Origin of the sequence: Alkalibacillus flavidus (assembly GCF_040545925.1) — a bacterium.
GTDB lineage: Bacteria > Bacillota > Bacilli > Bacillales > Alkalibacillaceae > Alkalibacillus > Alkalibacillus flavidus.
The window spans coordinates 118038-143697 of sequence record NZ_JBEPMX010000004.1; the positions used below are offsets into that span (position 1 = coordinate 118038).

At 42.8% G+C, this 25660-nt stretch carries 26 protein-coding genes; 10 read left to right on the plus strand and 16 right to left on the minus strand.

Annotated features, from left to right (window positions below; genetic code table 11):
• Nucleotides 1-133 precede the first annotated feature (133 nt).
• The 4 genes from ABID56_RS05545 to ABID56_RS05560 form a co-directional block, all read right to left on the minus strand.
• Entirely contained in the window at nt 134-1009 is an 876-nt protein-coding gene (locus ABID56_RS05545; protein WP_354219628.1) for a DUF1028 domain-containing protein, read from the minus strand.
• Nucleotides 1006-2463: a sodium/pantothenate symporter gene (panF, locus tag ABID56_RS05550; RefSeq protein WP_354219629.1), complete on the minus strand. Its 1458-nt coding sequence runs from the start codon at nt 2461-2463 to the stop codon at nt 1006-1008. The genes ABID56_RS05545 and panF overlap by 4 nt, the downstream gene beginning before the upstream one ends.
• Nucleotides 2460-2732: a YhdT family protein gene (locus tag ABID56_RS05555; RefSeq protein ID WP_354219630.1), complete on the minus strand. Its 273-nt coding sequence runs from the start codon at nt 2730-2732 to the stop codon at nt 2460-2462. Before ABID56_RS05555 ends, panF begins: the two co-directional genes overlap by 4 nt.
• Before the next feature lie 235 nt (nt 2733-2967).
• The gene (locus tag ABID56_RS05560; RefSeq protein ID WP_354219631.1) at nt 2968-3906 is read right to left on the minus strand and encodes a nucleoside hydrolase; all 939 of its coding nucleotides are present in this window, start codon (nt 3904-3906) and stop codon (nt 2968-2970) included.
• 108 nt (nt 3907-4014) lie between these two features.
• Between ABID56_RS05560 and ABID56_RS05565 the strand changes: the two genes are divergently transcribed.
• The 5 genes from ABID56_RS05565 to ABID56_RS05585 all read left to right on the plus strand — a co-directional run bounded on the left by ABID56_RS05565 (nt 4015) and on the right by ABID56_RS05585 (nt 8233).
• Nucleotides 4015-4218 carry a zinc ribbon domain-containing protein gene (locus ABID56_RS05565; protein WP_354219632.1) on the plus strand — a complete coding sequence of 68 codons (204 nt, stop codon included), beginning with the start codon at nt 4015-4017 and terminating at the stop codon, nt 4216-4218.
• A gap of 217 nt (nt 4219-4435) precedes the next feature.
• Nucleotides 4436-5797 carry a hypothetical protein gene (locus ABID56_RS05570; RefSeq protein ID WP_354219633.1) on the plus strand — a complete coding sequence of 454 codons (1362 nt, stop codon included), beginning with the start codon at nt 4436-4438 and terminating at the stop codon, nt 5795-5797.
• Between the two features lie 132 nt (nt 5798-5929).
• A complete protein-coding gene (locus tag ABID56_RS05575; RefSeq protein ID WP_354219634.1) occupies nt 5930-6733 on the plus strand; it encodes a DUF3100 domain-containing protein in 804 nt (267 codons plus the stop codon).
• Between the two features lies 1 nt (nt 6734).
• Nucleotides 6735-7187, plus strand: coding sequence for a hypothetical protein (locus tag ABID56_RS05580; protein ID WP_354219635.1), 453 nt, complete (start codon nt 6735-6737; stop codon nt 7185-7187).
• A 215-nt stretch (nt 7188-7402) separates the two neighbouring features.
• Nucleotides 7403-8233, plus strand: a complete 831-nt coding sequence (locus ABID56_RS05585; protein ID WP_354219636.1) for a helix-turn-helix domain-containing protein — start codon at nt 7403-7405, stop codon at nt 8231-8233.
• Here the strand turns inward: ABID56_RS05585 and nagA are convergent.
• Nucleotides 8228-9364, minus strand: a complete 1137-nt coding sequence (gene nagA, locus ABID56_RS05590; RefSeq protein ID WP_354219637.1) for an N-acetylglucosamine-6-phosphate deacetylase — start codon at nt 9362-9364, stop codon at nt 8228-8230. The genes ABID56_RS05585 and nagA overlap by 6 nt on opposite strands.
• A 115-nt stretch (nt 9365-9479) precedes the next feature.
• On the opposite strand from nagA, the gene ABID56_RS05595 reads away from it, so the two are divergent.
• The gene (locus ABID56_RS05595) at nt 9480-10577 is read left to right on the plus strand and encodes an ABC transporter ATP-binding protein (protein ID WP_354219638.1); all 1098 of its coding nucleotides are present in this window, start codon (nt 9480-9482) and stop codon (nt 10575-10577) included.
• 89 nt (nt 10578-10666) lie between these two features.
• Here ABID56_RS05595 and ABID56_RS05600 read toward each other — a convergent pair whose 3' ends face one another.
• From ABID56_RS05600 to ABID56_RS05610, 3 genes are all read right to left on the minus strand, one after another.
• Nucleotides 10667-11380, minus strand: coding sequence for an HIRAN domain-containing protein (locus ABID56_RS05600; protein ID WP_354219639.1), 714 nt, complete (start codon nt 11378-11380; stop codon nt 10667-10669).
• 112 nt (nt 11381-11492) lie between these two features.
• On the minus strand, nt 11493-11795 hold the full coding sequence (locus ABID56_RS05605; RefSeq protein ID WP_354219640.1) for a HipA domain-containing protein: 303 nt from the start codon (nt 11793-11795) through the stop codon (nt 11493-11495).
• A 149-nt stretch (nt 11796-11944) separates the two neighbouring features.
• On the minus strand, nt 11945-12307 hold the full coding sequence (locus ABID56_RS05610; RefSeq protein ID WP_354219641.1) for a hypothetical protein: 363 nt from the start codon (nt 12305-12307) through the stop codon (nt 11945-11947).
• 168 nt (nt 12308-12475) lie between these two features.
• On the opposite strand from ABID56_RS05610, the gene ABID56_RS05615 reads away from it, so the two are divergent.
• Genes ABID56_RS05615 through ABID56_RS05625 form a run of 3 tightly spaced genes read left to right on the plus strand, consistent with a single transcriptional unit; the run spans nt 12476 to nt 16077 of the window.
• Nucleotides 12476-14224, plus strand: coding sequence for a thiamine pyrophosphate-binding protein (locus ABID56_RS05615; RefSeq protein WP_354219642.1), 1749 nt, complete (start codon nt 12476-12478; stop codon nt 14222-14224).
• Between the two features lie 3 nt (nt 14225-14227).
• Nucleotides 14228-15148, plus strand: coding sequence for a bile acid:sodium symporter family protein (locus tag ABID56_RS05620; protein ID WP_354219643.1), 921 nt, complete (start codon nt 14228-14230; stop codon nt 15146-15148).
• Complete coding sequence (locus ABID56_RS05625; protein ID WP_354219644.1) at nt 15145-16077, plus strand: NAD-dependent epimerase/dehydratase family protein; 933 nt, start codon at nt 15145-15147, stop codon at nt 16075-16077. Before ABID56_RS05620 ends, ABID56_RS05625 begins: the two co-directional genes overlap by 4 nt.
• A gap of 86 nt (nt 16078-16163) precedes the next feature.
• On the opposite strand, the gene ABID56_RS05630 is transcribed toward ABID56_RS05625, so the two are convergent.
• The 5 genes from ABID56_RS05630 to ABID56_RS05650 all read right to left on the minus strand — a co-directional run bounded on the left by ABID56_RS05630 (nt 16164) and on the right by ABID56_RS05650 (nt 20300).
• A complete protein-coding gene (locus tag ABID56_RS05630; RefSeq protein WP_354219645.1) occupies nt 16164-17099 on the minus strand; it encodes a nucleoside hydrolase in 936 nt (311 codons plus the stop codon).
• An 11-nt stretch (nt 17100-17110) separates the two neighbouring features.
• Nucleotides 17111-18214: an NAD(P)/FAD-dependent oxidoreductase gene (locus ABID56_RS05635; protein WP_354219646.1), complete on the minus strand. Its 1104-nt coding sequence runs from the start codon at nt 18212-18214 to the stop codon at nt 17111-17113.
• A 9-nt stretch (nt 18215-18223) separates the two neighbouring features.
• Entirely contained in the window at nt 18224-19129 is a 906-nt protein-coding gene (locus ABID56_RS05640) for a DMT family transporter (RefSeq protein ID WP_354219647.1), read from the minus strand.
• A gap of 242 nt (nt 19130-19371) precedes the next feature.
• Nucleotides 19372-20046, minus strand: a complete 675-nt coding sequence (locus tag ABID56_RS05645) for a hypothetical protein (RefSeq protein ID WP_354219648.1) — start codon at nt 20044-20046, stop codon at nt 19372-19374.
• A complete protein-coding gene (locus ABID56_RS05650; RefSeq protein WP_354219649.1) occupies nt 20043-20300 on the minus strand; it encodes a hypothetical protein in 258 nt (85 codons plus the stop codon). Before ABID56_RS05650 ends, ABID56_RS05645 begins: the two co-directional genes overlap by 4 nt.
• Before the next feature lie 193 nt (nt 20301-20493).
• On the opposite strand from ABID56_RS05650, the gene ABID56_RS05655 reads away from it, so the two are divergent.
• Nucleotides 20494-21480 (plus strand): nuclease-related domain-containing protein, encoded by a 987-nt coding sequence (locus ABID56_RS05655; protein WP_354219650.1) that lies wholly within the window; start codon nt 20494-20496, stop codon nt 21478-21480.
• Nucleotides 21481-21656: 176 nt separating this feature from the next.
• On the opposite strand, the gene rbsK is transcribed toward ABID56_RS05655, so the two are convergent.
• The 3 genes from rbsK to galU form a co-directional block, all read right to left on the minus strand.
• On the minus strand, nt 21657-22541 hold the full coding sequence (rbsK, locus tag ABID56_RS05660; RefSeq protein ID WP_354219651.1) for a ribokinase: 885 nt from the start codon (nt 22539-22541) through the stop codon (nt 21657-21659).
• Between the two features lie 110 nt (nt 22542-22651).
• Nucleotides 22652-24583, minus strand: a complete 1932-nt coding sequence (locus tag ABID56_RS05665) for a YusW family protein (RefSeq protein WP_354219687.1) — start codon at nt 24581-24583, stop codon at nt 22652-22654.
• 172 nt (nt 24584-24755) lie between these two features.
• On the minus strand, nt 24756-25637 hold the full coding sequence (gene galU, locus ABID56_RS05670; protein WP_354219652.1) for a UTP--glucose-1-phosphate uridylyltransferase GalU: 882 nt from the start codon (nt 25635-25637) through the stop codon (nt 24756-24758).
• Nucleotides 25638-25660 lie beyond the last annotated feature (23 nt).

Genomic DNA, 25660 nt, shown 5'->3' on the forward strand with positions numbered 1-25660 from the left:
TGTATTAGGGAAAATTTTCGCCGTAAAACAGACAAAAAAGCCGAATCCCTCTGCCATTTCGCCGATAAGATCACCACATCCCAGTATTCAAAACAAAAACCTGCACGAATCGCTCGCGTGCAGGCTCCTCATGTTATTCCATCAACATGTATTGATACAATTTGAAATCAATTTTGCCTTCTGGTTGTTCGCGTTCTTCAAAATTTTCATTATGAATATAACTTGCTAGTGCGTCGTAAAACGTGCGATCCGTTACATCTGTGGCATCGTATAAATAGTTTAATTGCGTTAAGCGGCGCACCAGCTTTTCCCGCTTGTCATCATCAATATCGACAATATCAGCTTCAGCTGTACGCGTGAAATACAATTGATGTAAGCGGAAAATACGCTCTAACTCTTTGATCGGCGTCACGTGGTCGTCAACTCGCACATCTACCATACGATCGTTATAACCGCCGTAACCACCTTGTTCTTTCACGACGAACAACGCAGCCGACTGCTTGCCACGACTATCACCACCAGCGTTTTGCCCTTCTTTTAAAGCGTGTAACAATCGCTCCGATAACGGTTCGCCGGCTTTCTCTTCAAACCCACGCCCCATCGCTTCAACTGTCGCTTGACTTACTAAAATATTACCTTGAGCACTGTAGTTGTCACCTGTTTTGCCACCAGCCCAGTCGTAACAACCGTCACCCGTAAATGTCGCGACACCACCGCGCGCGTCAATGATCGCAGCTTGACGCATCGCTTGATCAGGGTCTTTCGACGTGAGTTCATCAAGTGCTTCCTGTGCCGATTTCCCTTCTTTTAGTAATGCCAAACCTTCAGGACCATAGGCTGTATTAGCCATTGATTGCGTCGCAACCGCACCGACACCCGCTTCAGCCCATGGTACGACAGCTCCGACACCTAGAAATTTCGACTGAACCGCAATGCCGAGCTCACCTGTATCAGGATCGCGTCCGACGATAGAAAATGTTGCGACAATATCTTTTGGAATGTTGTTCATTGTAATGCCTCCTCAAAATAATAGGGTTTTTGTTTGAATAATAAACTCACGCTAACAAAGGCGATACATGAGAGAATAACCGGAATCGTTACCGCATGCACACCGAGTAGATCGCCATACGTTGAATTGTATTGATAAATCGCGATATATGAGCTAATACCGATTAACATCGAAGCGATTGCTCCATGTTTATTCGCATATTTCCAATAAAGGCCAAAAATAATCGGCCAAATAAAGGCTGCTTCAAGTCCACCAAACGCAAATAAATTTAAATAGATGAGTAAGTTTGGCGGATGAATCGATAATAAAAACACAATAATACCGAGAAACGCTGTGAATCCAATACTCACTTTTTTGACGTGACTGCGGGTTGCATTGGGTCTAAAGTAGTTAATGTACACATCTTTTACGACAGACGAACTCACGAGTAATAAAAGCGAATCGACCGTCGACATCATCGCGGCAAGTGGTGCTGCTAAAACAATCCCCGCAACCCACGGCGGCAAGGTTTCGAGCGCGATCATCGGAATCACCTGGTCCGCCACTTCAATCCCCGGTAACACTGGGCGGGCAAACACGCCGATCAAGTGCATATTGAGCATAATAACACCGACAACCACTGTTCCGATTATGAGTGCACGGTGCATGGAGCGCGCGTCACGATACGACATCGCTCGAACAGCCACTTGCGGCAAACCGACAACCCCAACCCCGACTAAAATCCAAAACGACGTCACATACGCGGCATTTAACTGGCCGTCATGACCAAATGGCGTCACTAAATTCGGATTAATCGTCACAAGGTCTTGCATAATACTAGGGATGCCGCCACCCGCTATCACGACCGCAACCAATAAGACAAACGTCCCGACAAACATGATAATTCCTTGCATCGCATCGGTGACAGCAACCGCACGGAATCCGCCAATAATCACGTAGATGAGGACCGCCACTGCGAATAAAAACAGCGCACCTAAATATGATATGCCCGTCACGGACTGGATTAAATGCGCGCCGCCAATCCATTGAGCAGCCATCGCGGAAAATAAGAAAATCACGATGCTAACCGCTGATATAATCACAACCGTCGAGCTTTGGTAACGCGTTTTCAAAAAATCAATTAACGTAATCGATTTAAATTTCCGCGTGACAATCGCAAATTTTTTACCTAAAACGAGTAAAATAAAATACCCAGTCGCCACTTGCGTCATTGCGAGTAACACCCAGCCGAGACCAATCGTATAAGCAGCGCCAGGACCACCGAGAAAACTCGACGCACTACCATACGTGGCAGCCATCGTCATCGCAAGGACAAGTCCGCCAAGTTCACGACTACCTAAAAAATAATCGCTAATGAAGGAGGTCGATTGGTTAAGTTTTCGATTCGACCAAATACCGATTAAAAAGATGACTAATAATAAGGCGAGAAGCGGTATTAAGACTTGTACTTTCACGACTCATCCCGCCCTTCATCATCAAATGGCATGTCTTTAAGGACGAATTTAACAACAAGATATACGAGCGCGATCATGACGACTAAACCAACGATACAGCTGAAGAAAAACCAAGCCGGAAAGCCGAATATGTATATATAGTCATCAGGCGATTTTGAGCCGAGCGTATAAGCAAACCCGTACCACCATATGATATTAAACGTAGCTAACGCGACACCGATTAACGCTTCACGATTCGCGATCCGAAAGCGCCAATCTCCTTTAGGCACACGACCATCCCCTTTCTTGCGTTCATAAGCTAATCATATTGTATAACAAAATAAATTATAAGAAAATTCATTCGTTTATTTTTCTCAAGACTTATTTCATAAATCGCTTAAGTTATGAAATAAGTCGGTGCACTTTTGAAATAACTAGCGCTAGTTATTTCAAAAGTGGAAGGAATTATCTCAAAAATGAGTATCACCAAAGGAAAACGAGCCGGCTGGGGCGGCTCGTTTGCTACTACTTGCTATATGTTTGTAACGCGTTTTCTAGTAAATCCCAGAACCGACCTTGGTCTAAACCTTGTGCAAAATTAACATTCGGCTCGCGTCCCGTTACAGCTAACAAATCGACGCACGTCATGCCGTAAGCAAATTCACCCTTCGTCTCAATATCGACACGGACATCAACCGTATCAAAAATCGACGGATCTATTAAATATGCCACCGTACACGCATCATGAATCGGAGCGCCATCAAAGCCAAAGACCTCTTTGTATGTTTTCTTGAAAAACCGTAGCAGTTCAACGACAAACTCTGATACATCATTATCCACACCCGCAAACCGGTCGATCGTCGCGTCTGTTGCTTGCGCTTGGTGCGTCACGTCTAACCCGAACATCGCAATCGGCACGCCACTTTCAAACACCACTTTCGCCGCTTCAGCATCAACCCATATATTAAATTCCGCAGCTGGCGTCCAATTACCAAATGTCCCGCCACCCATCAAGACAATCTCTTGAATCTTCGGCACGATTTTTGGCTCTTTCACCATCGCCATCGCAATATTCGTTAACGGTCCTGTCGGCACTAAAGTCAAGTCCCCATCTGATTCAAGTACTTTTTCAATAATCAAATCAACCGCATGCTGATCATGAACCGGTGTTTTAGGCACGTCAGGTAAATTCGGTCCATCTAAACCGGAATCACCATGGATCGATTCGGCGATTTGTGTTTCCCGAACCATTGGACGATTGGAACCTTCAGCGACAGCTACATCCAATCCAATAATATCGCACACACGGCGCGCATTTAATGCTGTTTTGTCCACTTCAACATTTCCCGCTACCGTCGTCACGGCTTCGATTTGAATCTTATCGTTCGCATTAGCCAGGATCATCGTAATCGCATCATCATGTCCTGGGTCGCAATCTAAAATGACTTTTCGTGTTGTCATCATTTATGTCCCCCTCTTATGTCACTTTCTTTCTAGTTTACAAGGAAACGGTTTCAAAAGATAGAATTATGTTTTAAAATGAACAGTAACATGCTTAAAGGAGTGGTAAATATGGAAAATGGATGCATTAAATGCGGCAGTCAAGATGCCGATACGAAAGAAGTGGCGATGACTGGCGCTGGTTTCGCGAAGTTTTTCGACGTCCAAAACAACCAATTCACCGTTGTATTCTGCAATAATTGTGGCTATTCCGAGTTTTATAACCAAAACGCATCGAAAACAGGAAGTGTCCTCGACTTCTTCTTCGGCGGTTAAAGTCAGCGTCCTACACGCTGGCTTTTTTTATGCCATAGCAAAAGGATGCACGCGTCGCTCACTTCCGCTAAAATAGTCACTATACTAAAAGTTATCTAATAATCTCTCAATATTTTTAAATAATTTCACGCATTTATTCGATAACCTAAAGGATTTATTAAATAATTTCAGCAAATTATCTAATAATCTAACGTGTGACGTAGAAAGGAGCAGCACGATGAATCGAGCAATCATACGACCTCTGTCCACTTTACTAATGGGATCTACTTATTTATTATCTGAATTTCTCCAAACAGACTGGATCGCACCGCTTGTTAGTCTATTTGCGCTAACAACCATCATGACATACATGCCTTATCTCAAACGGATTCCGTTCATTTTAATTAGCGCGTTACTCGGCTCAGCCTTCCTTCTATTTATTTTCGGCGACGGATTGTGGGACATGTTTTTAGGGTTAAACACCAACGTCTCAGTGTTAGCCATTTTCATATTCGTCCCGCTATTATCGATCCCCATCAAACAAGGCCGTTATCTCGATTATTTAGAAACCGTTTTTAATCATTACATTCAGACGACCGGGCAGCTGTACAGCTATGTCAAAATCGCTCTCATGGGTGTTGGGTCGGTTATGAACTTAGGAACCGTTCCAATTATGTATCAACTGACCGATACACCATCGTATCAACCGTACCGCATGTTGCGGGCACGCGCTCTCGGCCGCGGCTTTGCGATGGCATTTATGTGGTCACCGTATTTCATTTCGGTCGCCCTCATTTTGTCCTATTTTAATGTTAGCTGGATTCAAATCTTTCCAATTGGCCTGTCGATGGCAGTCGTCGGTATTACACTTGGTATTTTATTTGAAAAACGTCATTCACAACCAATCGTTGTAGAAAGCGAACCATCTGAAACAACCGTGACTATTCAAGAGGCGAAGCGTAAACTTTTCGAACTATTAATCATCATTCTCTGTTTAACAGCTTTTATTATGACGCTCGAATATCTCGTCGACTTATCCGTCCTGACGATTATCCCGCTCGTTGCGATTGTATTATCAGCGATTTGGGGGCTTGTATATGAACGACCGAAAGACTTAATTAAAAGTTACGGCCGCTTCACGCAAGAGCGCCTACCAGCCATGGGAAACGAATTATCACTATTTATCGCAGCTGGCGCGTTTGGTGCAGCGATTTTAAGCGCAGGAGCAAGCGAATGGATCATCGATTTCATTAACTGGTTCGGCATTTCGCATATTCTCGTGCTCATACCCGTCTTACTCATCATTGTGACGAGTTTATCATTTGTCGGCGTCCATCCGATTATTACGATGACCGCGTTAAGCATCACGCTTAGCTCATCACCTTTATTTGCCGATGAACACTTACTACTCAGCTTCGGCTTACTCGCCAATTGGATGGTTTCGGTGATCGGCTCACCATTTTCTGGGCTGAATCTACTCATGTCTGGCTTAGCTCAAAGCAATCCTGTCGCAGTCGGACCGCGTAGCAATCTCTTGTTCGCTTTAACATTATGGCTGATCTGTTACGCCACCATTTGTCTATTGTACGTCGTCTTATAAAAATAAAACCACTTATCCCTTGCCATCACCCTCGCATTTGTGTAAAAATATACATTATTCTGAATAATAATTAAACGATGCGCCTCTCCTGAGGTCATCGTTTTTGTTTTACACACCAAAGGAGGGACTATCATGCAACAAGCACAGATTAGCGATGTATGGAAAGATTGGCGCTTGCATTTAACCGTTTTTTTAATTGTCATAGGCGCTGAACTCGTCGGGTCATTCGAATTTTCCGTCGGCCCTGGCGTCGTCATTTTATTACCGATGCTTTACGCCATCATTATTGGTATTATACTTTATTTCACACCAGTCGTTTCCGAAAAACAATCAGAGAAATCTGAACCACTCATTGTCCTTGGCGTGGCACTCTTGCTTGCCAAAATCGGTGTCATCATTGGACCCGATTTACCCGAAATCATTGCAGCAGGACCTGCACTACTCTTACAAGAACTCGGCAATATCGGAACGGTCTTAATCGCTCTACCGATTGCGATTTTACTCGGTTTACGTCGTGAAACCGTCGGCATGACCCACTCTGTTGCCCGCGAGCCAAACGTCGGGTTGATCATGGACAAATTCGGATTCAACTCACCTGAAGGTCGCGGCGTCATGGCGATGTATATTTTCGGTACGGTATTCGGCGCTATCTTTATGGGCTTACTCGCCGGACTACTCGCAACGATCACACCGCTTCACCCGCTGTCTTTCGCCATGGCATCAGGTATCGGAAGCGCAAGTATGATGGCAGCTGCAAGCGGGTCACTCATTAGCATTTTCCCTGAGATGGAAGGCCAAATCGCTGCTTACGCAGGCGCTAGTAACCTATTATCCTTATCAACCGGCTTATACGTCAGTATTTTTATCGCCTTACCGTTAACCGAAAAACTATATAAACTCTTCACGAAAAACAAGCAGAAAGATGAGGTGTCATAATATGCTCAAAAACATACAAGAATGGACATTATTACTGACGATCTTCGGCATCGTGACGTTACTCGGCAACTGGGTCGGCTATGACATCTTTTCTTTAAACGCCATTCTCGGCATGATTGTTCTTATTGTCGTGTCACTACTCGGATTCATCACACAAAAACTCGTCCCATTAAGCATCCCGAGCGTTGCTTATATCGCCATTTACGGCGTCCTTATCTCCATGCCTTGGACACCTGGTAGCGAGATTATTGTGGCGTGGACATCCGAAGTGCAACTACTCGCCTTGACGACACCGATCTTGGCCTACGCCGGCATCGCAATCGGACGCTCCTGGACCGACTTCATGAAACTCGGCTGGCGTACCATCGTCGTCGCATCCTTCGTCCTACTAGGCACCGTCTTAGGCTCAGCGGTCATTGCCGAAATTGTCTTACGTATGCAAGGAATTATTTAAATTAAAATCCAGCTACTTAACTAATTTAAGCAGCTGGATTTTTGTATGATACGGCGATATTAAGTTGCGATACGGCGAATTTTTAACACCATACGGCGATTTCGTGCTTGGATACGGCGAAAATCTGATGATATACGGCGAAATGCCAACTTCTATTTCAAACACGATCACATCCCGTGATATAATGGGATCATGATTAGACTGGAGTGACCATCATGCTAGATAAATTGCGATCTTTATATCCAAATTTAATCCCGTTAAACGACCACGATCCACAATATGTCTCGTTTCAGCTTTCAGGTCAAACATACGGAATTCCGAAAACGGATTTAACCGATGAGGCTAAAAATTTAATAACCACGTTATTCCATACGAATGAGGCGACGATCATTCATGATTCATGGCACCAATATGTCACGGGTAATAGAAGTGAACCGCCTGAAACCTTAGAAGCGTTTCGACTTCTCGCGTTCAATCATGTCGATGAAGCTCAAACAGCTATTGAAGACGTTCTCAATAAATCGTTAATCATTCTCTCTAACCCAGCTGATTTCGTCATTGGTTTAGAACCACTTACCGTAAATGAAGAGCCGTTTAATTTCAATGACGTTATTGATGTATTATCGAATGATCTTGATGTTAAAATGACGATATTTCAATCCAATGTTTTAAAAAATATCAAACAAGCACCTGACCTTTTTCATTGGCTGGAGCAATCCGTTCAGACGTTATTTCTAAATAGTCATAAACGCGTCATTTCTCATCAGGACGCTCTTTTACCTATATTAACGACAAATTTAACACCTAACGATCGCTATTTGTTTAAACAAGCCCTATTACAAGATGCATTACGAGATTATGATTTACTCGAAACCATCACAACTGTCATCGAACATCAAGTGAATATTTCATCCGTTGCCAAACATCATTATATGCACCGAAACACGGTTCAAAAACGAATTGATAAATTTTATGAATTGACTGGATTGGACGTCCGGCAGTTTGACGATGCTTTAGTCAGCTATTTATGCCTTAATTATTTATAAATTAATGTGTGTGCCCCGACAATATACGGCATGAATTGTCATCTGCTCATCAACTAATAACAGATCGGCATCTTTACCTGCTGCTAGACTCCCTTTACGGTCCCAAACGCCGTACTGTTTGGCAGGATTAACGGCTGTCATTTGGATAATGTCACGGATTGTCGCACCGCAAACCCGCATCATGCGCCGTGCCGCTTCATCCATTGTCAACACGCTGCCAGCTAACGTTCCATCACTTAGCGTCGCCTGTCCGTTAACGACTGTTACATCGTTCCTGCCTAATTTGTATGTGCCCGATTCAAGACCTTTTGCTCGAATACTATCGGTGATTAACATTAATCGGTTAGGCCCTATCATTTGATAGAGCAACTTCAACATTGGATCTGCAACATGAATCCCATCCGCAATGAGTTCACATACCAAATCATCGAATAACACGGCCGCTCCAACAGCCCCCATATCACGATGATGAATGCCTGTCATCGCGTTACATAAATGGGTTAATTGACTTAATCCGTGAGTTCGTGCCCAGCGAATGTCATTATAATCCGCTTCTGTATGTCCCGCCGACACAACGACCGAATGTTGATGTAACAGATGCATTAACGCATGAGCACCACCCAACTCTGGCGCTACAGTCATTGCCTTCACTACCCCTGACTCCAACCATTTTTCAGTTAAAGCCTTGTCTGGTTCTAATATGTATTCAGCAGGTTGCGCACCACTTTTATCTTTATTAATAAAAGGTCCCTCAACATGTGCACCTAAAACTTCCGCTTGGCCGAACCCACTTGAAAACGTCGCTATGTTATGTAAACTATCGTCAATTGCTGCGCGATGTGCTGTTAATGTCGTTGGCAAAAATGACGTCGTTCCCTCAAATGGCAACGCACGTGCTATTTCACGCAGCGCCTCTTCTGATCCATCCATCACGTCATAACCTATAGCACCATGAATATGCGTGTCGATAAAACCAGGAATCGCGATTAATCCACGCCCATCTACCGCACGTTGATCAGCAATTGGCTCACGTGATACAGCTTGAATCACGCCATCTTCAATCGTAATCGAACCGGATAGCCAAACTTTATCTTCTAAATAAAGCGTGACATTATTGATGACTTCATTCATGTCGTAAACCCCTTTAAGCAATCTGCACATCCACCCCACCACAATCATGTGCACCTTGCCCATTCTTTATGAAAGCGTTTTATTATACAATAGACTTATAGAAAGGATGAGTCAAATGGCAGATTTAAAGTTACATAATATTAATAAGTATTACGAAAAAGATGTCCACGCAGTTAAGGATTTTAATTTAGATATTGATGACAAAGAGTTCGTCGTCTTCGTCGGCCCGTCAGGTTGTGGTAAGTCGACAACGCTTCGAATGATTGCTGGTCTTGAAGATATTACAGAAGGCGATCTCATAATTGATGATGACCGAGTAAACGATGTCCCACCGAAAAACCGTGACATCGCAATGGTTTTCCAAAACTACGCCCTCTATCCGCATATGACGGTGTACGACAACATCGCATTCGGCTTAAAACTGCGTAAATTCAAAAAAGATGTCATTAAAGAAAAAGTCCATGAAGCCGCGCGCATTCTCGGCCTAGAAGATTACTTAGACCGTAAACCAAAAGCTCTATCAGGTGGTCAACGTCAACGTGTCGCACTCGGCCGCGCGATTGTCCGTGATGCGAAGGTATTTTTAATGGACGAACCGCTATCTAACTTAGACGCAAAATTACGTGTCCAAATGCGTACAGAAATTCAAAAACTACACCAACGCTTACAAACAACAACAATATATGTCACACACGACCAAACTGAAGCGATGACGATGGCAACGCGCCTCGTCGTTATGAAAGATGGTGTCGTCCAACAAGTCGGTACACCGAAAGAAGTTTTCGATTACCCTGACAATATTTTCGTCGGTGGCTTCATCGGGTCACCGTCAATGAACTTCTTTAACGGAAAACTTGAAGACGGAGCTTTTAAAATTGGTGAAACATCAATCGAGATCCCAGAAGGTCGCATGAAGCCTTTACGAGACAAAGGATATGTAGGAAAAGATATGGTGCTAGGCGTGCGTCCAGAAGAATTGCATGACGAGCCAGTCTTTATTGAACACTCACCTGGCTCTGCATTCAATACCCATGTTGAAGTCGCTGAACTGATGGGGTCTGAAACATATCTCTATTCAAAACTCGACGACCAAGAATTCATCGCCCGTGTCGATGCTCGTTCCGAAGTCAATGCTGGCGACGACGTCAAATTGGCAATCGATATGAATAAGGTTCATTTCTTTGATGCTGAGACGGAAGAGAGAATTAAATAATAGCATTTCTAAAAACACAAAACAATTTCTTGAACGAAACCCCGAAAGAACTTTTATTTAAAGATCTTTCGGGGTTTCGTTCGAATCATTCATGCAGTATCTTTAAAAATACAACTGTTTAATTTTGTACGATACTCGTAGCCCTTCTTATCAAAATTTACTGTTGCGGTCAATTTAACTTTCACCCACCATTGAGGTGTATAATATGAACGAACCTTTTTAACCTCTAATACAACGTTTTCATTATTCTTTAGAAGAGAGTGGACCGCTTGGGCATAAATTCCTGGTACATAACCTATAAAAAGTCCTTCAGTGTTCATAATTCGAACAGCATATTGATCAAAAGAGTTATCTTCATCTACTTCTGGAACTAATTGATCACCAGGTTTTAAGAATTCTGACCAGTTTTCAGGTAGTTTGTTATTATGACGCATTCCATTAATATAAAAATTTGAATGTAATATGTCTTCATGTAATCGTAGAGGCTCTTCGAATGAATATGGATCACCTGACAAAACACCTCGCGTTTCACGTAACACATCCATACGATCAGCATCTTCTGATAAAGACAATTCTTCTAATATTTCTTCAAAACCAATTCGCGTATGATCAGGAATACGTCGATTAAATGTTGTGAAAAGTTTTTCTGATTCATACGTTTTATTTAGATTAGGGAAGGCTGGGTGTAGACGATAACCCTGACGTATCGCTTCATGTACATTACGAGGCGATTCACTTTTATGACTATATTCAAATGTATATCTCTCACCATGATACGTGAGTGTACCAATGTGGTAATACAAATTATCTTTTGAATTTTGCCAAACTAATAATAGTGATTTAACTTGATTTATGAAAACCCACCCTTTTTATAAGTAAGTAACATCTGATTTAATCTGAATTCAATTAACTAGACTATAAATTTCTTTCATCTGTAATTAACAGGAAATTCTCTAAGAAACTTTTCAACTCGAGTATATCTATATTTTGTGCTATATGAAAAAATTCATCACATTCTTTTCTATAATTTAGTATTAAATATTTTAATACTGTCTTTGCTTTTATTCTTGGGGTTTCTCTGTTATCTAAGCTTATTTTCATTTTTGAATTCTTATAAAATTTATTCATTTTGGCTTTATAATTCATTTGTTCTATTATTTGAGACTCTGGAAGTTGCCATCCAAGCGAAGCTCCATTATCATATAACGGACCAAACATTTCATCTCAATTTATATAAAGAACTTGCCAATTATGCCCATGACGATCTTGATTGGCAATCAAAATATCAAACAAATTCATGAATACAAAATCTTTTACAATCTTGTCAAATAAAGAAAAATTTTCAAACAATGAAAAAAGTCGTTGCATCAGTTCTTCATTTTAAGGTCACTACTAACTAAATTTTCATATTCATCCCCAAATTCTGCACTCAATAAAGAGGCCGCTGTGTCACCATGTTCTGCATTCAATTGAAAACGAAAATGCTTCATCAAACATGTTCTTCTATTTTTATAATAAGCAATTTCTGCATCAACTACTTTTATACCTAATAATTGAGCCACTTTAGCCGCGATGACTTCATTAACATCCTCCCAATTAGTTCGATTCCCATCAAAATCCCTAGGAAATTTCATAACATAATGTTCATTACTAGGTGATAAAATTTCGTACTTTTCTAAAGTACTATTCTCTCCAAAGTTTGTAACTGGCCAACTTGAAATATCTTTCATTAAATTACCTCTTTGCTAAAAGATACTTTTCAAACCTAATATCATCGATCTCATTTCCCAAAAAGTTATTTATCAAACTTTTCAGACTAATCACTATCTCAAAACATATTATGTCGTTATAATAGAATATAGATGACATATAATCTACTAAAAAGGGGCGATTATACGATGGCTGAAATGTCCGGTGGCGAAGTCGTTGCGAAAATGTTAAGTCAGGAAAATATTGAAACCGTTTTCGGGATTATTGATGGGACGTATTTTGGGTTTTATTCGAGCTTAGAACCGAATGGGATGCAACTCATAACGCCGCGGCATGAAACGAGTGCGGCGCACATGGCTGGTGCTTACGCGCGTTCGACGGGTCAATTAGGCGTTTGTATGGCGAGTAATGGGCCGGGTGTTGCGAATATATTACCGGGTCTCGTCGTTGAACAAGCTGAAGGCAATCGTGTGCTAGTCATTACGAGTTCCCGTCGGACGGGCATTATGTATCCTGATCGTGGTGGGACGTATCAATACTTTAATCAAACAGGAGCGATTAAGCAAATCGCGAAATGGAGTGAAGCGGTGCCGTCATTTGACCGTATTCCAGAACTCATGCGGACAGCGTTAAGACAGTGTTACGATGGACGCCCGGGCGTCGTTCACCTTGACATTCCAGAAAATATTTTAAATGGTAAATTCAAATCTGATCTCACTTTCCAACAACCATCTCAATATCGATTACTTAACCATCCTTCGCCTACCAATGCACAAGTCGAACAAGCTTCTCAATTAATTACCAAAGCTAAATTCCCTATCATTCACGCTGGTAGTGGCGTCATTCATGCTCAAGCTTATGACGAATTAGAACAAGTCGCGAAACAACTACAAACAATGGTGACAACGAGTTGGGCTGGTCGCGGGGCAATTCGCGAAAACAGCCCGCTGACGATGCCGATGATTCATATTGAAACGAATAATCAAATCAGGCGTGAAGCGGACCTCGTGCTCGTTCTTGGTTCACGTGTCGGCGAAACAGACTGGTGGGGGAAAGCGCCGTATTGGGATGCGGATCAAGATGTGATTCAAGTCGATATCGATCCGTCTATGATTGGTATGAACAAACCGATAACGATGGGCATTCAAAGCGATATTAAACACTTTTTAAATAAACTATCAGATGAATTACCGCATCATATCAAACCGAAAACGATTAAAAAACGCCAATCCACGATCAAGAAATATGTAGAAGAGCGCAAAAAATACCGTCGAAAACTGAATGAAAAGCTAGACGACCTCAATAGTCCGATGAACCCAGCACATGTCGCCGCGATGGCTCAAGACGTTTTTTCTCGCAACGTACCGGTTATTGCTGATGGTGGCAATACAGCGATTTGGTCGAACTTTTTCACATCAATTGAAAAACAAGGCGGGTTGTTTTCCACCTTTAAGTTCGGCATGCTCGGCGCTGGGGTTGCCCAGGCATTAGGCGTTGCTGCTGCGAACCCCGATGAACCTGTCCTTTGCGTGATCGGCGACGGGGCGATGGGCTTCCATCCGCAAGAAATCGAAACAGCCGTGCGAAACGACTTAAACGTGATTTATCTCGTCGTTTGCGATAAACAATGGGGTATGGTGAAAATTAATCAAAATATTGCGCTTCGTCCGGTGAAAACGATCGTCAAAAAATCGCTTGATGACGGCGAAAATATCAATGCTGATTTAGGCGATATCGCTTTTGACCAGCTTGCGAAAAGTATGGGAGCTCATGGCGAACGCGTGTCTGATCCTTATCAGTTACGCGAAGCACTCGTCCGCGCGAAAGGCCACCGTGGCTGTACCGTGATTCATTGCGATGTCGATCCAGTCAAACACATGTGGGCACCGGGGTTAAAATATTTTAAAGACATGCATGACGAACCAAAGGGGAAATAACCTATGGGCATTGATGAGGTTCAATTAAACTTCAATGAATCGACCTTGCTTCTCATGAATATTTTAATCGGTTTTATTATGTTTGGCGTCGCTCTTGATTTAAAAGTAAATGATTTTAAACGAACGCTTAAAACACCGAAACCGTTTCTTATCGGCTTAACAGCACAATTTTTATTATTACCGGCTGTGACGTTTGGTCTTGTGATGATGTTACAACCACAGCCGAGTATTGCGCTTGGTATGTTTCTCGTGGCGGCTTGCCCTGGGGGTAATTTGTCTAACTTTCTCGCTCACCTCGGCAAAGGGCGTACGACGTTGTCCATTAGTATGTCGGCCGTCTCAACGTTATTCGCGATTATCATGACACCGTTAAACACACTTCTATGGGGGTCACTCTATGGACCGACAAATGATTTATTACGCTCGTTCATGATTAGCCCCGCTGATTTGTTTATGACCGTTGTGATTTTATTGGCGATCCCGCTAAGCGTCGGCATGGTTGTGAATTACCGCTTCCCATCTTGGTCGCAAAAAGCAAGCAAATGGATGAGGCGCTTTTCGATTGTGTTTTTTATTTTGTTTGTCCTTGGGGCATTAATGAACAACTTCGGCTATTTTATTGATTTTGTTGGTATGGTCGTGGTCGCCGTCTTTTTACACAATGCACTCGCGATTACATTAGGCTACGTCTCAGCACGATCATTCGGTTTACCCGAACGTGACAGGCGTGCGATTGCGATCGAAATCGGGATTCAAAACTCGGGGCTCGGTTTAATTTTAGTCTTTAACTTTTTCGGCGGACTCGGTGGCATGGCGATTGTCGCTGCCTGGTGGTCGATTTGGCATATTATTGCCGGGCTTACACTGGCCACATTTTGGTCGCGCAAGCCGCCGATCGATGAAAGTTTAGGTGATGCGGCATGAATGTGTTGATCACAGGTGCGATGGGCTATATCGGTCAGCAAATCGTGACAGAACTCATGCGCAGGAATGAAACAAGTGAACGACCGTGGCATATCGTCGCAACGGATATTAAATCTGAACCGACACTGACTTTGACTGACGATGTCACTTATATCCCGTTAGACATACGCTCACCCGAATTATCAAGTGTCATAGCACATCATACCATTGATGTTGTCATTCATTTAGCGACAATCGTCACGCCTAGTAAAACGAGGGATCGTGATTTTGAATATTCCGTTGATGTGGAAGGGACACATAACTTACTTCAAGCGTGCATCACTAACCACGTTAAGCGCATTATTGTGTCATCGAGTGGTGCTGCATACGGCTATCACCCAGATAACGCTGACTGGATCGCCGAAGATCATCCACTCCGCGGGAACGAAGCTTTTACCTACGCTTACCATAAACGTCTCGTTGAGCAAATGTTAGCAGACTATCGCGAGCATCACCCTGACTTAGAGCAAATTGTCTTTCGCATCGGGACGATTTTAGGCGACAACGTGAATAATCAAATTACTGATTTGTTTAAAAAACCTCGCCTCTTAGGTGTGAAAGGGTCCAATAGTCCATTTGTCTTTATTTGGGACAAAGATGTGGTGACGTGTTGTATTCGCGCGATTGATTCAGACGTGACCGGCGTTTATAACCTCGCTGGGGATGGTGCGGTCACGATTGATGATATTGGGGACATATTAAATAAAGGCGTTGTCCGGTTACCCAGCAGATTATTTAAAAATACATTATGGTTGTTGAGCTTTTTCCGCCTCACACAATACGGGCCAGAACAACTTGATTTTTTTAACATACCGACCCGTGTTAGACAATACAAAATTGAAAGAAGCGTTCGGATTCACACCGACTTATACGTCACTCGACGTGTTTAAACATTATGCTGCTCGTCACGACCTCTAATATAAACAAAGCCATCGTCATGTCCAGACGATGGCTTTGAAAGTCTATCCTATTTCATTTATAGAACTGAGAAAAATAAGTTCACAAACCGTTCGCGTTCGACGCCGTATAAGACGTGGACATTCGGCTCATGATTCATATTTCGCATGTGGTCCACAACAGTCGCACCCGCTGTTTTGCTTCCACTTGTCTCCATCGTGACGTAGTAATCATCACCATGAAATAGTGTCGGGTCAATAATGTAAGCGATCGCACACAAGTCGTGTAATCGTAGCACGTCACTATAATACGGTTCTAAAAACGGTGAGTCACCTTGCGCGCCCATATAATGCGCTAACATGCCGTGCAATTTATCTGTTAAAGGCGTTCCCACCTCTTTTAGTGCATCCACATCTGATTGATTCAAATAGGCTTTATGCGTGACATCTAACCCGCTCATGATAATCGGCAAACCGCTTTGCATAACGACTTCAGCCGCTTCAGGGTCAACATACATGTTAAACTCAGCGTGCGGCGTCACATTACCGCCACGCGCAGCGCCACCCATAATCGAGATTTGCTTAATCTTTGCTTTTAATTCTGGATGCGCTAATAAAAGAGCTCCGACATTCGTCATCGGACCGGTTGCGACTAGAGTTACCGGTTCTTCTGCTCGTTGTAATACATCAACCATGGCTTGAATCGCCGTGCGGTCACTTTCTTTAATCGTGGCTTCCGGTAATTCTACACCACCTAAACCAGACTCACCGTGAACGTCATCGGCGATCATTAAGTCACGAATAAACGGTTTGTCAGCACCGCGCGCGATTTCGACATCTTCTCCTATGTAACTGGCAAAACGAAGGGCATTCGTCATCACTTTTTCTTGCGTCTGATTACCTGCACTCGTCGTAATGAGTTTGACGTCAATATCGTCGTGACGCAAACCGAGAAGCAACATCATCACATCATCAATACCTGGGTCACAATCAATAATTACTGGTGTTTTACTCATGTCATCACCTCTTATAGTTTTCTTAATGGATCAAAATGGTCAATCGATTGGTCGAGCGTTTGACCTGTGACAAGTTGCGCGGTCAAAAGTCCTATGTACGGTCCAATCGTTAACCCGGACGGTCCTAAACCTGTTGCAACAGTTACATTTGTCGTGTGAGATAAACAGCCGAGAAGCGGTTTCCCATCAGGTCCCATTGGCCGAAACCCGATCCGGACGTCCTCTAACGTCGCCTCAACTAAACCAGGTGCAACATGTAATCCCTCATGCAACACATCATGCACGCCACCTGCAGTCAAGCGATGATCAAAACCACTCCCCGTTTCACGCGTCGCCCCCATGACGACACGTCCACCTTCAAAGGCAAGCATATAATGGCTCGATTCAGGCAGCACGACTGGCCAATGATCTGTCTCCTCATCTACAGTCAAGTGAGCAATTTGTCCGCGTTGAGGCTCGAGCGACAGTGTCACGTCTAACGGCTTTAACACGTCATTCGTCCACGCCCCTGCTGCAACAACGATTTGATCGGCATCAATTTTTTCATCGTTTATGTAAACCTGGGCCAAAGTTCCGTCCTGCTTTAAGGATACATGACCTTGACGACAGACGCCACCGCGCTGTTCGAACGCTTGAATCAATGCTTGGTTTAATTTTGCACCATCGACACGCGCCCCACCCGATACATAAACCGCTTGGACGTCATCGTTCAGCGGCGGGAACATCGCTTTAGCTTGCTCGTTAGACAATCGTTCAATCACACCAACAGCATCTGTTTCTTCACGTTTCTGAGTCGCCTCATCGACAAGCGCCTCAACCGTTTCATCATCTTTTGCCAGCGCCAGCGCACCGCATTGATTATAACCTGTTTTTGTGGCACCATCTGCGTTTATCGCACTAATGAGATGGGGGTACCGAATCGCACTCGCTTTCGCCAAAGCATACAAATCCGGATCGCGACGCGCACTTACCCACGGACAAACGATACCAGCACCAGCATATGTCGCTTGACCTTTGAACCCTGCATCGACTAATGTCACCTGATGTCCAGTTTTGACCAGTTCATAAGCTGTCGACGCACCTAAAATGCCACTACCTATCACAACAATGTGCACGCTACCACCTCACACGATTTTTCCACGCCGTCTTTTAAGCAAATACTCCATCGCACCTGTCCCAAAGAAAATACCAATTAAAATAAGCACGAATCCAACGACATGCTCTAGCATAATGACTTCACCTAAGAAAAACGCCGAACCAATCATCGCAAACAATACATTCAAATTCGTGAAAATTGCCGATTCAGCCGGACCCACTTTTTTAATCGCTAAATTGTATGTCATATGACCAAACGCCGTCGCACACACGGCACTAAATAAAAACACACCGCCGATATGCCAATCAAACACAGCCTTGATCTCACTGACATTAGCTCCGAAAAGCTGACTCAATCCGAAAATAAAGAATGAACCGAACACCATCATATACCCCGTGATCAACCGCGGGTCAAAGTCCGCTTTCAACTTACTAATCAACACAAAACTAAACCCTTGCACAACGACACCTAAAAACACGAGCATATCGCCATACGATATTGAGCCTAAACCTCCATCACCAGTAAGCGTCGTGAGCGCCACACCTGAAAAACCAAGTAAAAACCCAGTCATCCGTAACTTATTCACTTGTTGCTTTAAGAAAATGACAGACATTAGCACGGTCACAAGCGGCACCAACCCCAGAATCAATGACGCATTGACACCCGACGTCCCTTCTAACCCTGTCGCAATAAACGCATGGTGCAGCACAACATTAAACGCACCGATATACGCCATGATCGTCCATTCCGACTTCCGTGGTAACCGGAAGATACCCAGCACCGCACAAATAATTAACACCGCCACACCCGCGGTAAACACACGAAAGGCGTTGAGCAGAATCGGATCCACCGCATCGACCAACACTTTAAGCGCCGATACGTTCATCCCCCACATCAACATCACAACAAATAATAAACTATAAATCTTCCACATAGACGTTCACCTTTTTTATGTATGATTCTTCCACTTTACAAAATGTCGTGACGAAAAGCAATGAAATGAACTGTGGCAATTTTATGTGAGATGTGTGTTTCGCCGTATAATCGCCGGATTTCGCCGTAAGCGTGATGATTTTCGCCGTATGCGCGCTCGATTTCGCCGTATCAAACAGAAATTTCGCCGTATAGCCGAAAAAAATCGCCGTATCATCCTATAATTTCGCCGTATAACAGGATTTAAACCTTCATTTTTTGAAGTTCATCGATAAAAGCAGGACGTTTAACATAATCAGTTGCTAACTTTTCAATCACAGGTAAACTAGCTTCATATCCACAAACCTTTTGCATCTGCTTGATAATTCGAGAAACACCTTGATAGTCCTTTCGATTAGTCGCCTTACTCGCTTCTTGATGAATAAAGTCTTGAAAAATAACAGCCACTTCTTCAGGATAATGGTCTTGTAAATAAGGACCAAATTCGGTAATCATATAAGGACTAGCTTGACCATAAGATAACAACGCCTCATTGCGTCTCTCTTTTAATAAAAATTTGTAGTAATTTGAGCCTTGAAAGTAATAAAGATTATTTTCTATAAGTGTATCAACAACAGGCGACCACTCATTATCAGAATACAGTTTTCGCAGTCGATTATAATAATCCATTCCATACTCGCCTACCAACTTTTTAGCTAACTCACGCTGTTCTTCGATTCGTCCTAACAGCCCGTAATGTCGATATAAAATATCTAGCCAGTCTTGTCGCTTTCGGTCTGCAGATTCGATTAATTCAATGACACGTTCACTGTTTTTCTCGTTTTCTGCTTTATAAATCGCCCGTTCACGCATATCAGGTATATCGAGATATTGGTCTAAAAATTCATCCAAATCCTCATCGCCGAGCTTTTCTTTCATATCATATTCAAATACAACCACATATTAACGAGTAATTCACGCTGATCATCCTCAATCTCTCGCGACTGAAACAAACGATCAAATAATAGCTCAAGCACTTGAACTGCGCGTGGTTCTGCGTTTAAATCCATTAACGTGGCAGGACCTGATGCCATATTCCACCAATCGTCTAAGAAATCTAAATACTGCGCTTCAAACTGTTCTAGATTATCCGCACGGGCAAGGATCGTTACGTCCGACTTGATTTGCCACATTTATCATCTCTATGTTTATTTTATCAGAAAACTCTATTTTTAATAGAATGAATTAAAGTCCATTAACTAGCTATTTTAAGGGCAAGCATTAGAATTTTGACGTTATATGACCATTAAATCTATTTTAAGCAGCATTTTGTCAACTACACAATCGCTTCATTTCACGCTATAATCAATCACAAGGAGTGACGCTATGAACCTTTTACCCTTACAAAAACCGCTCGAATTGTTGCAATTAGACGTTCTCATAAGGCGATACCGGGACCGCGATAAACTTTTCCATTTAATCGACGACCAATACCAACGCGACAAAGCTGGCTATCACGGCGAAAGCGCTTTGCAATATTATTTTAACTTATTACGCCATCAAGAATCGTACACGTTATTTGACCTCAGGTGCGAGGTGTTCAGTCACTTTTTTCAGATTGACGCGTTGCTCATCACACGTCAATTTATGCTCATCGTCGAAAGCAAGCATGTAAAAGGCGTCATCACCGAAAACGATGCGAAACAAATGGTTCAATACGTTGACGGCGAGCCCAAACCGCTGCAACACCCGCTTCACCAAGCCGCCATTCAAAAGCGTCAGCTAGAAACCTTTCTAAAAGTGCACAACTTAAATCACTTACCCATCTTTACATGCGGCACATTCACCCATCCCGAAGCCATCATCGACATGCCGAACCAATCCGATAATCTTTTTACTTATCATTATTTACTGCAATATATCTATGATTTACTAGACGAGCACCCCACACCAATCATCTCCGACCAAAAAGCACGCGCCATCGGACAATGCCTTACAAACAACCACGCCCCGCGCAACCGCCACCTCACCACACATTACAACATCACATCAGACGCATTGATTCGTGGCGCCTTTTGCCCGACATGCACACGCCCAGCGATCAACCGAGTCCACGGCACATGGTTCTGCCCTTCCTGCCAAACACGCGACCGCAATGCACACATCCCCGTCTTAAAAGATTTAATCATCCTCCATCAAAAACCGTATGTCACTAACAAAGAAGTTCGCCAATGGTTAAACATCGACTCCCCCGACGTCACCAAACGCCTCCTCGCCCAATTTCCCAAATTCGGACACAAACGCACCACGGTTTATGACCTGTCATCACTCGTCCCAGAGCTCCAAACCTATTTTCGCCGTAAATTCAAGTGATTTCGCCGTATCCATTCAAAATATCGCCGTATAATCTATGAATTTCGCTGTATGTACGAAAAATTTCGCCGTATATACATGATATTTCGCCGTATATACATGATATTTCGCCGTATCAAACAAAAAACTCTAGCTAAACATAAGAATTTAGCTAGAGTTTTTCAGTCTGAATCAGCTTAATCTAGTAACTTGGTCACATCTTCGCGAGACGGCATGCCCCCCTGCGCGCCAAATTGGCTAACCGATAAAGCGCCTGCTGCATTACCAAAACGGGATGCCTCTTGATAAGACTGTCCTTCAGCGACTGCAACGGCAAACCCTCCGTTAAATGTATCACCAGCTCCAGTAGTATCAACGACATCGACTTGATAACCTGGCACTAAGACATCCTCACCTTGTTCGACCATACGCACCCCTTTGTCGCCGTATGTGACAAAGAAGCGGTCGCGATTTTGTTCGTAAAATGCATTTTTCTCATCAGTATCAATCAAAATATCAAGTTCATGCTCATTCGGGGTTAGGAAATCAACTTTCTCTAGTAAGTCTAATTCTACCGAACGAACGGGAGCTGGATTCAACACCACTTTGACATCATGTTTATTCGCTAAGTTAATCGTTTCATGAACACTTTCTAACGGGATTTCAAATTGAAGTAAAATAATATCACTCGCTTGGATATCAGCCTCATGCTTCCTTACAACTTCAGGTGTCACATGATTATTCGCTCCGGGCACGACAATAATCGTATTATCTTGGTTCGCGACCGTAATTTGTGCCACACCTGTAGGCACACCCTCAACTGTCTCTACTTGCGGATTCGTTACGCCTTGTTCTTTCAAATTATCAATCAACGGTTGGCCAAACGGATCATCTCCAACACAACCAATCATCGTCACATTAGCGCCCAATTTCGCAGCAGCGACGGCTTGATTGGCTCCTTTACCGCCTGGAATTGTTTGAAAATCATTTCCGAGTAATGTTTCACCTTTATTGGGAAAGCGGTCCGATTGTGCGACTAAGTCCATATTAATACTTCCGATAACTGTTACGTTTGCTGGCATGTTATTGGCTCCTTTTCGTTAGGGTTCTAACTCTATTTTAACATGAACCAACACAATAAACGTATAATTAACCCCCTCACTGAATATCCAGCAAGGGGGGGATAAGTTAATTAATCTTCTTCCTCTATTTCAACTTCAATCGATTCACCATTCACGAATGACACGCTAATTTCGAGTTCTTCCACGTCTTCCTCATCAATTGAAAGAGCTGTTAATGCCGCTTTTTTCAATTGATCTTGAGTCATTTCAGCTGACAATTGTAATTGGTCTAACAGCTGGTTAACCTTTTCTTGCGCCTCTGCGCCTTCTAGTTCAGTTTCATCTGAATCTGTTTCGTCACTATACTCATACTCAATATCACCATCATCTTGTTCCATTGAGTATTCATAAGCCTTGTCGTTATTCAGTTCAGCATCTAACTTGAATTCAGCAATTTGACCATCTCGTGATTCCTCAGGCTGGTCAGCTTCTTGCTCAAACTCAACCTTTACCTTGTAACCATCTAAATACTCAACCTCTAATTCGAGCTCACTAACATTTTCAGAGTCAATCGATAAAGTTGCCAAAATAGCTTCTCTTACCTCTTCATCACTCATCTCTTCTGTTAATGACACATCATTGACTAACGTCGAAACTGCTTGTAATGCTTCATTCCCTTCGACTTCTTCTCCGTCGCGTTTAACGTCTTCTTCAATGTCACCGTCGTCTAATTCATAGTCATAGCTTTGGTCTTCGCCGTCAAACAGCTCGACATCTAAATCAAACGATTCGATATCAGCTAAATCACCCGTTACATCGTCAGGAATGTCAACATTAGGCTCCCGCTTGACTTCAACTTTATGACCATTAGCGAATTTCGCTTCAATCTTCAATTCATCGAAATCGTCATCCTGAACGTCTAATTCATTCATGACGCGCTCTAAAATAGCATCGCGCGACATATCTTGTGTTAAACCAAGCGCTTCAACGATTGCAAAAGCTTCCTCGCCTTCTGCTTCCACACCGTTAAATTCATCTTCCAGCTCAGCCTCTGATTCGCCTTTCTTGTTATCATACTCTAATTCATACTCAGTATCATCGCGTTCATATTCTACTTCTAACTCTATTAAACCACTCGATTCATTAGAGTCAGACGTCTTTTCGTTTAATAAACGCGCTTCAACAACTGATTCGTCTTGAACAACAAGCGTTACTTTATCATCCGCTCGTAACTGATCGGCTTTAATCAAACGATCTTCAAACTGTACTTCTAGTTCAGACGTAAGATCAAATGTGAACGACTCACCATTCACATTAAGTGAAATTGAGCCCATCTCTTCATCAAAACTGACATCTGTCACAGTTCCTTGAAGCGTACGAGCGCCTGATTGATCAAGCAAATCACTATTCGTTCGCTCTAAGAAAGCTGTCATTTCAGCTCGCGATACATTTTTATTCGGTTTAAACGTCCCATCTTCATATCCTGTCGTCAGATCTTCATCAGCCGCAACGTTCACATACCCAATGGCACCTGCTGGAATTTTATCAACATCCGTAAATTCTGGAATGTCGTTCATTTGATCTAGCGCATCATCTTCTAAACCAAGCGATTTAACAAGTAATTCAGCAATCCAAATGCGTTTTGCCGGTTCATAGGGATTAAACGATTGATCCGTTGTATTAAACAAATCATTTTCTAACGCCACCGCAACATGACCTCGCGCCCAACTCGGTATCTGTTCTTCGTCTTGAAAATGTAATGACACATCGTCAGGCTTTGCTTCTGCTTCATCTTCTAAATCTAATAAACGGACCGCCATGACGATAGCTGCCGCACGAGATACATCATCATTTGGTTCAAATGTTCCTTTTCCAGTTCCCTTAATCACATTTTTAGACTGCATCTTTCCAATATACTCTTTCGCCCAAGCAGCTTCATCCGCATCGCTAAATTTAATCGGTACCTCTTCACGATCGAATCCACGGTTGTGTTCGTCAGCTTGTACTTGTACAGCAAAAGACATCAGTAACGCAACAATCAGTAACAATCCTGATACTTTCATTTTTTTCAATCGACCCACACCCCTTTATAAATTCTTATTCATTATAACCATAACCTACCATTCGACAAAAGATAAAACAAGATGACTTCATACCGGGTATTAAGTAGTGTGTTATTTGAAAATTCATATATTAATAGAAATAAATTAAAAAGCCCTAACCACGTTAGGACTCTCATTGCTTCGTCTTATAATTTTCTAGCAAACCTTGCATAAACTCAAGCAAATCATCACGCACGTCATCACGTTCGAGCGACATTTCGATTGTTGTTTTAAGAAAACCTTTAATTTCGCCAACGTCATAACGGCGGCCGTCAAAGTTATAGGCAAAAACCGGTTGTTCGTGATTTAATTCTTGAATCGCATCCGTTAATTGCACTTCGTTTCCTGCGCCGACTTTCTGCTTGTCCAAATAGTTCATAATCTCTGGTGTTAAAATATATCGACCCATAATCGCTAAGTTAGACGGCGCTTCTTCAACGGATGGCTTCTCAACGAACGCATTCACTCGGTAACGTCTGCCATCTTGCGCCATCGGGTCAATAATACCGTAACGATCTGTTTCGTCTTCTGGTACGGGTTGTACACCAATCACTGAATGACCTGTCGATTCGTAATCATTCATTAGTTGTTTTAAAGCGGGCGTTTCTGAGCGGACAATGTCATCACCGAGTAAAACGGCAAACGGTTCGTCACCAATGAATTTACGAGCGCACCATACCGCATGGCCTAAGCCTTTAGGTTCTTTTTGACGAATATAGTGAATATCAACATTCGATACTTCAGTGATTTCGTTTAGCAAGTCAAATTTTTTCTTCTCTAAAAGCGCATCCTCGAGTTCATACGCTCGATCGAAATGATCCTCTATCGCTCGTTTTCCTTTACCTGTCACAATCATAATATCTTCAATGCCGGCTGCTTTCGCTTCTTCGACAATATATTGAATCGTTGGTTTATCGACAATCGGTAACATTTCTTTCGGCAATGCTTTTGTTGCTGGTAAGAAACGCGTGCCTAAACCAGCTGCCGGAATAATCGCTTTTTTGACTGGTTTCATCGCTTGTCCTCCTCAGTTTCCGC

What these genes read in the sequence shown, in the direction of transcription:
- ABID56_RS05545 (WP_354219628.1), bottom strand. Translation starts at nt 1,009, where the DNA reads ATGAACAACATTCCAAAAGATATTGTCGCAACATTTTCTATCGTCGGA.
- ABID56_RS05560 (WP_354219631.1), bottom strand. Translation starts at nt 3,906, where the DNA reads ATGATGACAACACGAAAAGTCATTTTAGATTGCGACCCAGGACATGAT.
- ABID56_RS05565 (WP_354219632.1), top strand. Translation starts at nt 4,015, where the DNA reads ATGGAAAATGGATGCATTAAATGCGGCAGTCAAGATGCCGATACGAAA.
- ABID56_RS05570 (WP_354219633.1), top strand. Translation starts at nt 4,436, where the DNA reads ATGAATCGAGCAATCATACGACCTCTGTCCACTTTACTAATGGGATCT.
- ABID56_RS05575 (WP_354219634.1), top strand. Translation starts at nt 5,930, where the DNA reads ATGCAACAAGCACAGATTAGCGATGTATGGAAAGATTGGCGCTTGCAT.
- ABID56_RS05580 (WP_354219635.1), top strand. Translation starts at nt 6,735, where the DNA reads ATGCTCAAAAACATACAAGAATGGACATTATTACTGACGATCTTCGGC.
- ABID56_RS05585 (WP_354219636.1), top strand. Translation starts at nt 7,403, where the DNA reads ATGCTAGATAAATTGCGATCTTTATATCCAAATTTAATCCCGTTAAAC.
- nagA (WP_354219637.1), bottom strand. Translation starts at nt 9,364, where the DNA reads ATGAATGAAGTCATCAATAATGTCACGCTTTATTTAGAAGATAAAGTT.
- ABID56_RS05595 (WP_354219638.1), top strand. Translation starts at nt 9,480, where the DNA reads ATGGCAGATTTAAAGTTACATAATATTAATAAGTATTACGAAAAAGAT.
- ABID56_RS05605 (WP_354219640.1), bottom strand. Translation starts at nt 11,795, where the DNA reads ATGTTTGGTCCGTTATATGATAATGGAGCTTCGCTTGGATGGCAACTT.
- ABID56_RS05610 (WP_354219641.1), bottom strand. Translation starts at nt 12,307, where the DNA reads ATGAAAGATATTTCAAGTTGGCCAGTTACAAACTTTGGAGAGAATAGT.
- ABID56_RS05615 (WP_354219642.1), top strand. Translation starts at nt 12,476, where the DNA reads ATGGCTGAAATGTCCGGTGGCGAAGTCGTTGCGAAAATGTTAAGTCAG.
- ABID56_RS05620 (WP_354219643.1), top strand. Translation starts at nt 14,228, where the DNA reads ATGGGCATTGATGAGGTTCAATTAAACTTCAATGAATCGACCTTGCTT.
- ABID56_RS05625 (WP_354219644.1), top strand. Translation starts at nt 15,145, where the DNA reads ATGAATGTGTTGATCACAGGTGCGATGGGCTATATCGGTCAGCAAATC.
- ABID56_RS05630 (WP_354219645.1), bottom strand. Translation starts at nt 17,099, where the DNA reads ATGAGTAAAACACCAGTAATTATTGATTGTGACCCAGGTATTGATGAT.
- ABID56_RS05640 (WP_354219647.1), bottom strand. Translation starts at nt 19,129, where the DNA reads ATGTGGAAGATTTATAGTTTATTATTTGTTGTGATGTTGATGTGGGGG.
- ABID56_RS05645 (WP_354219648.1), bottom strand. Translation starts at nt 20,046, where the DNA reads ATGAAAGAAAAGCTCGGCGATGAGGATTTGGATGAATTTTTAGACCAA.
- ABID56_RS05650 (WP_354219649.1), bottom strand. Translation starts at nt 20,300, where the DNA reads ATGTGGCAAATCAAGTCGGACGTAACGATCCTTGCCCGTGCGGATAAT.
- ABID56_RS05655 (WP_354219650.1), top strand. Translation starts at nt 20,494, where the DNA reads ATGAACCTTTTACCCTTACAAAAACCGCTCGAATTGTTGCAATTAGAC.
- rbsK (WP_354219651.1), bottom strand. Translation starts at nt 22,541, where the DNA reads ATGCCAGCAAACGTAACAGTTATCGGAAGTATTAATATGGACTTAGTC.
- ABID56_RS05665 (WP_354219687.1), bottom strand. Translation starts at nt 24,583, where the DNA reads ATGAAAGTATCAGGATTGTTACTGATTGTTGCGTTACTGATGTCTTTT.
- galU (WP_354219652.1), bottom strand. Translation starts at nt 25,637, where the DNA reads ATGAAACCAGTCAAAAAAGCGATTATTCCGGCAGCTGGTTTAGGCACG.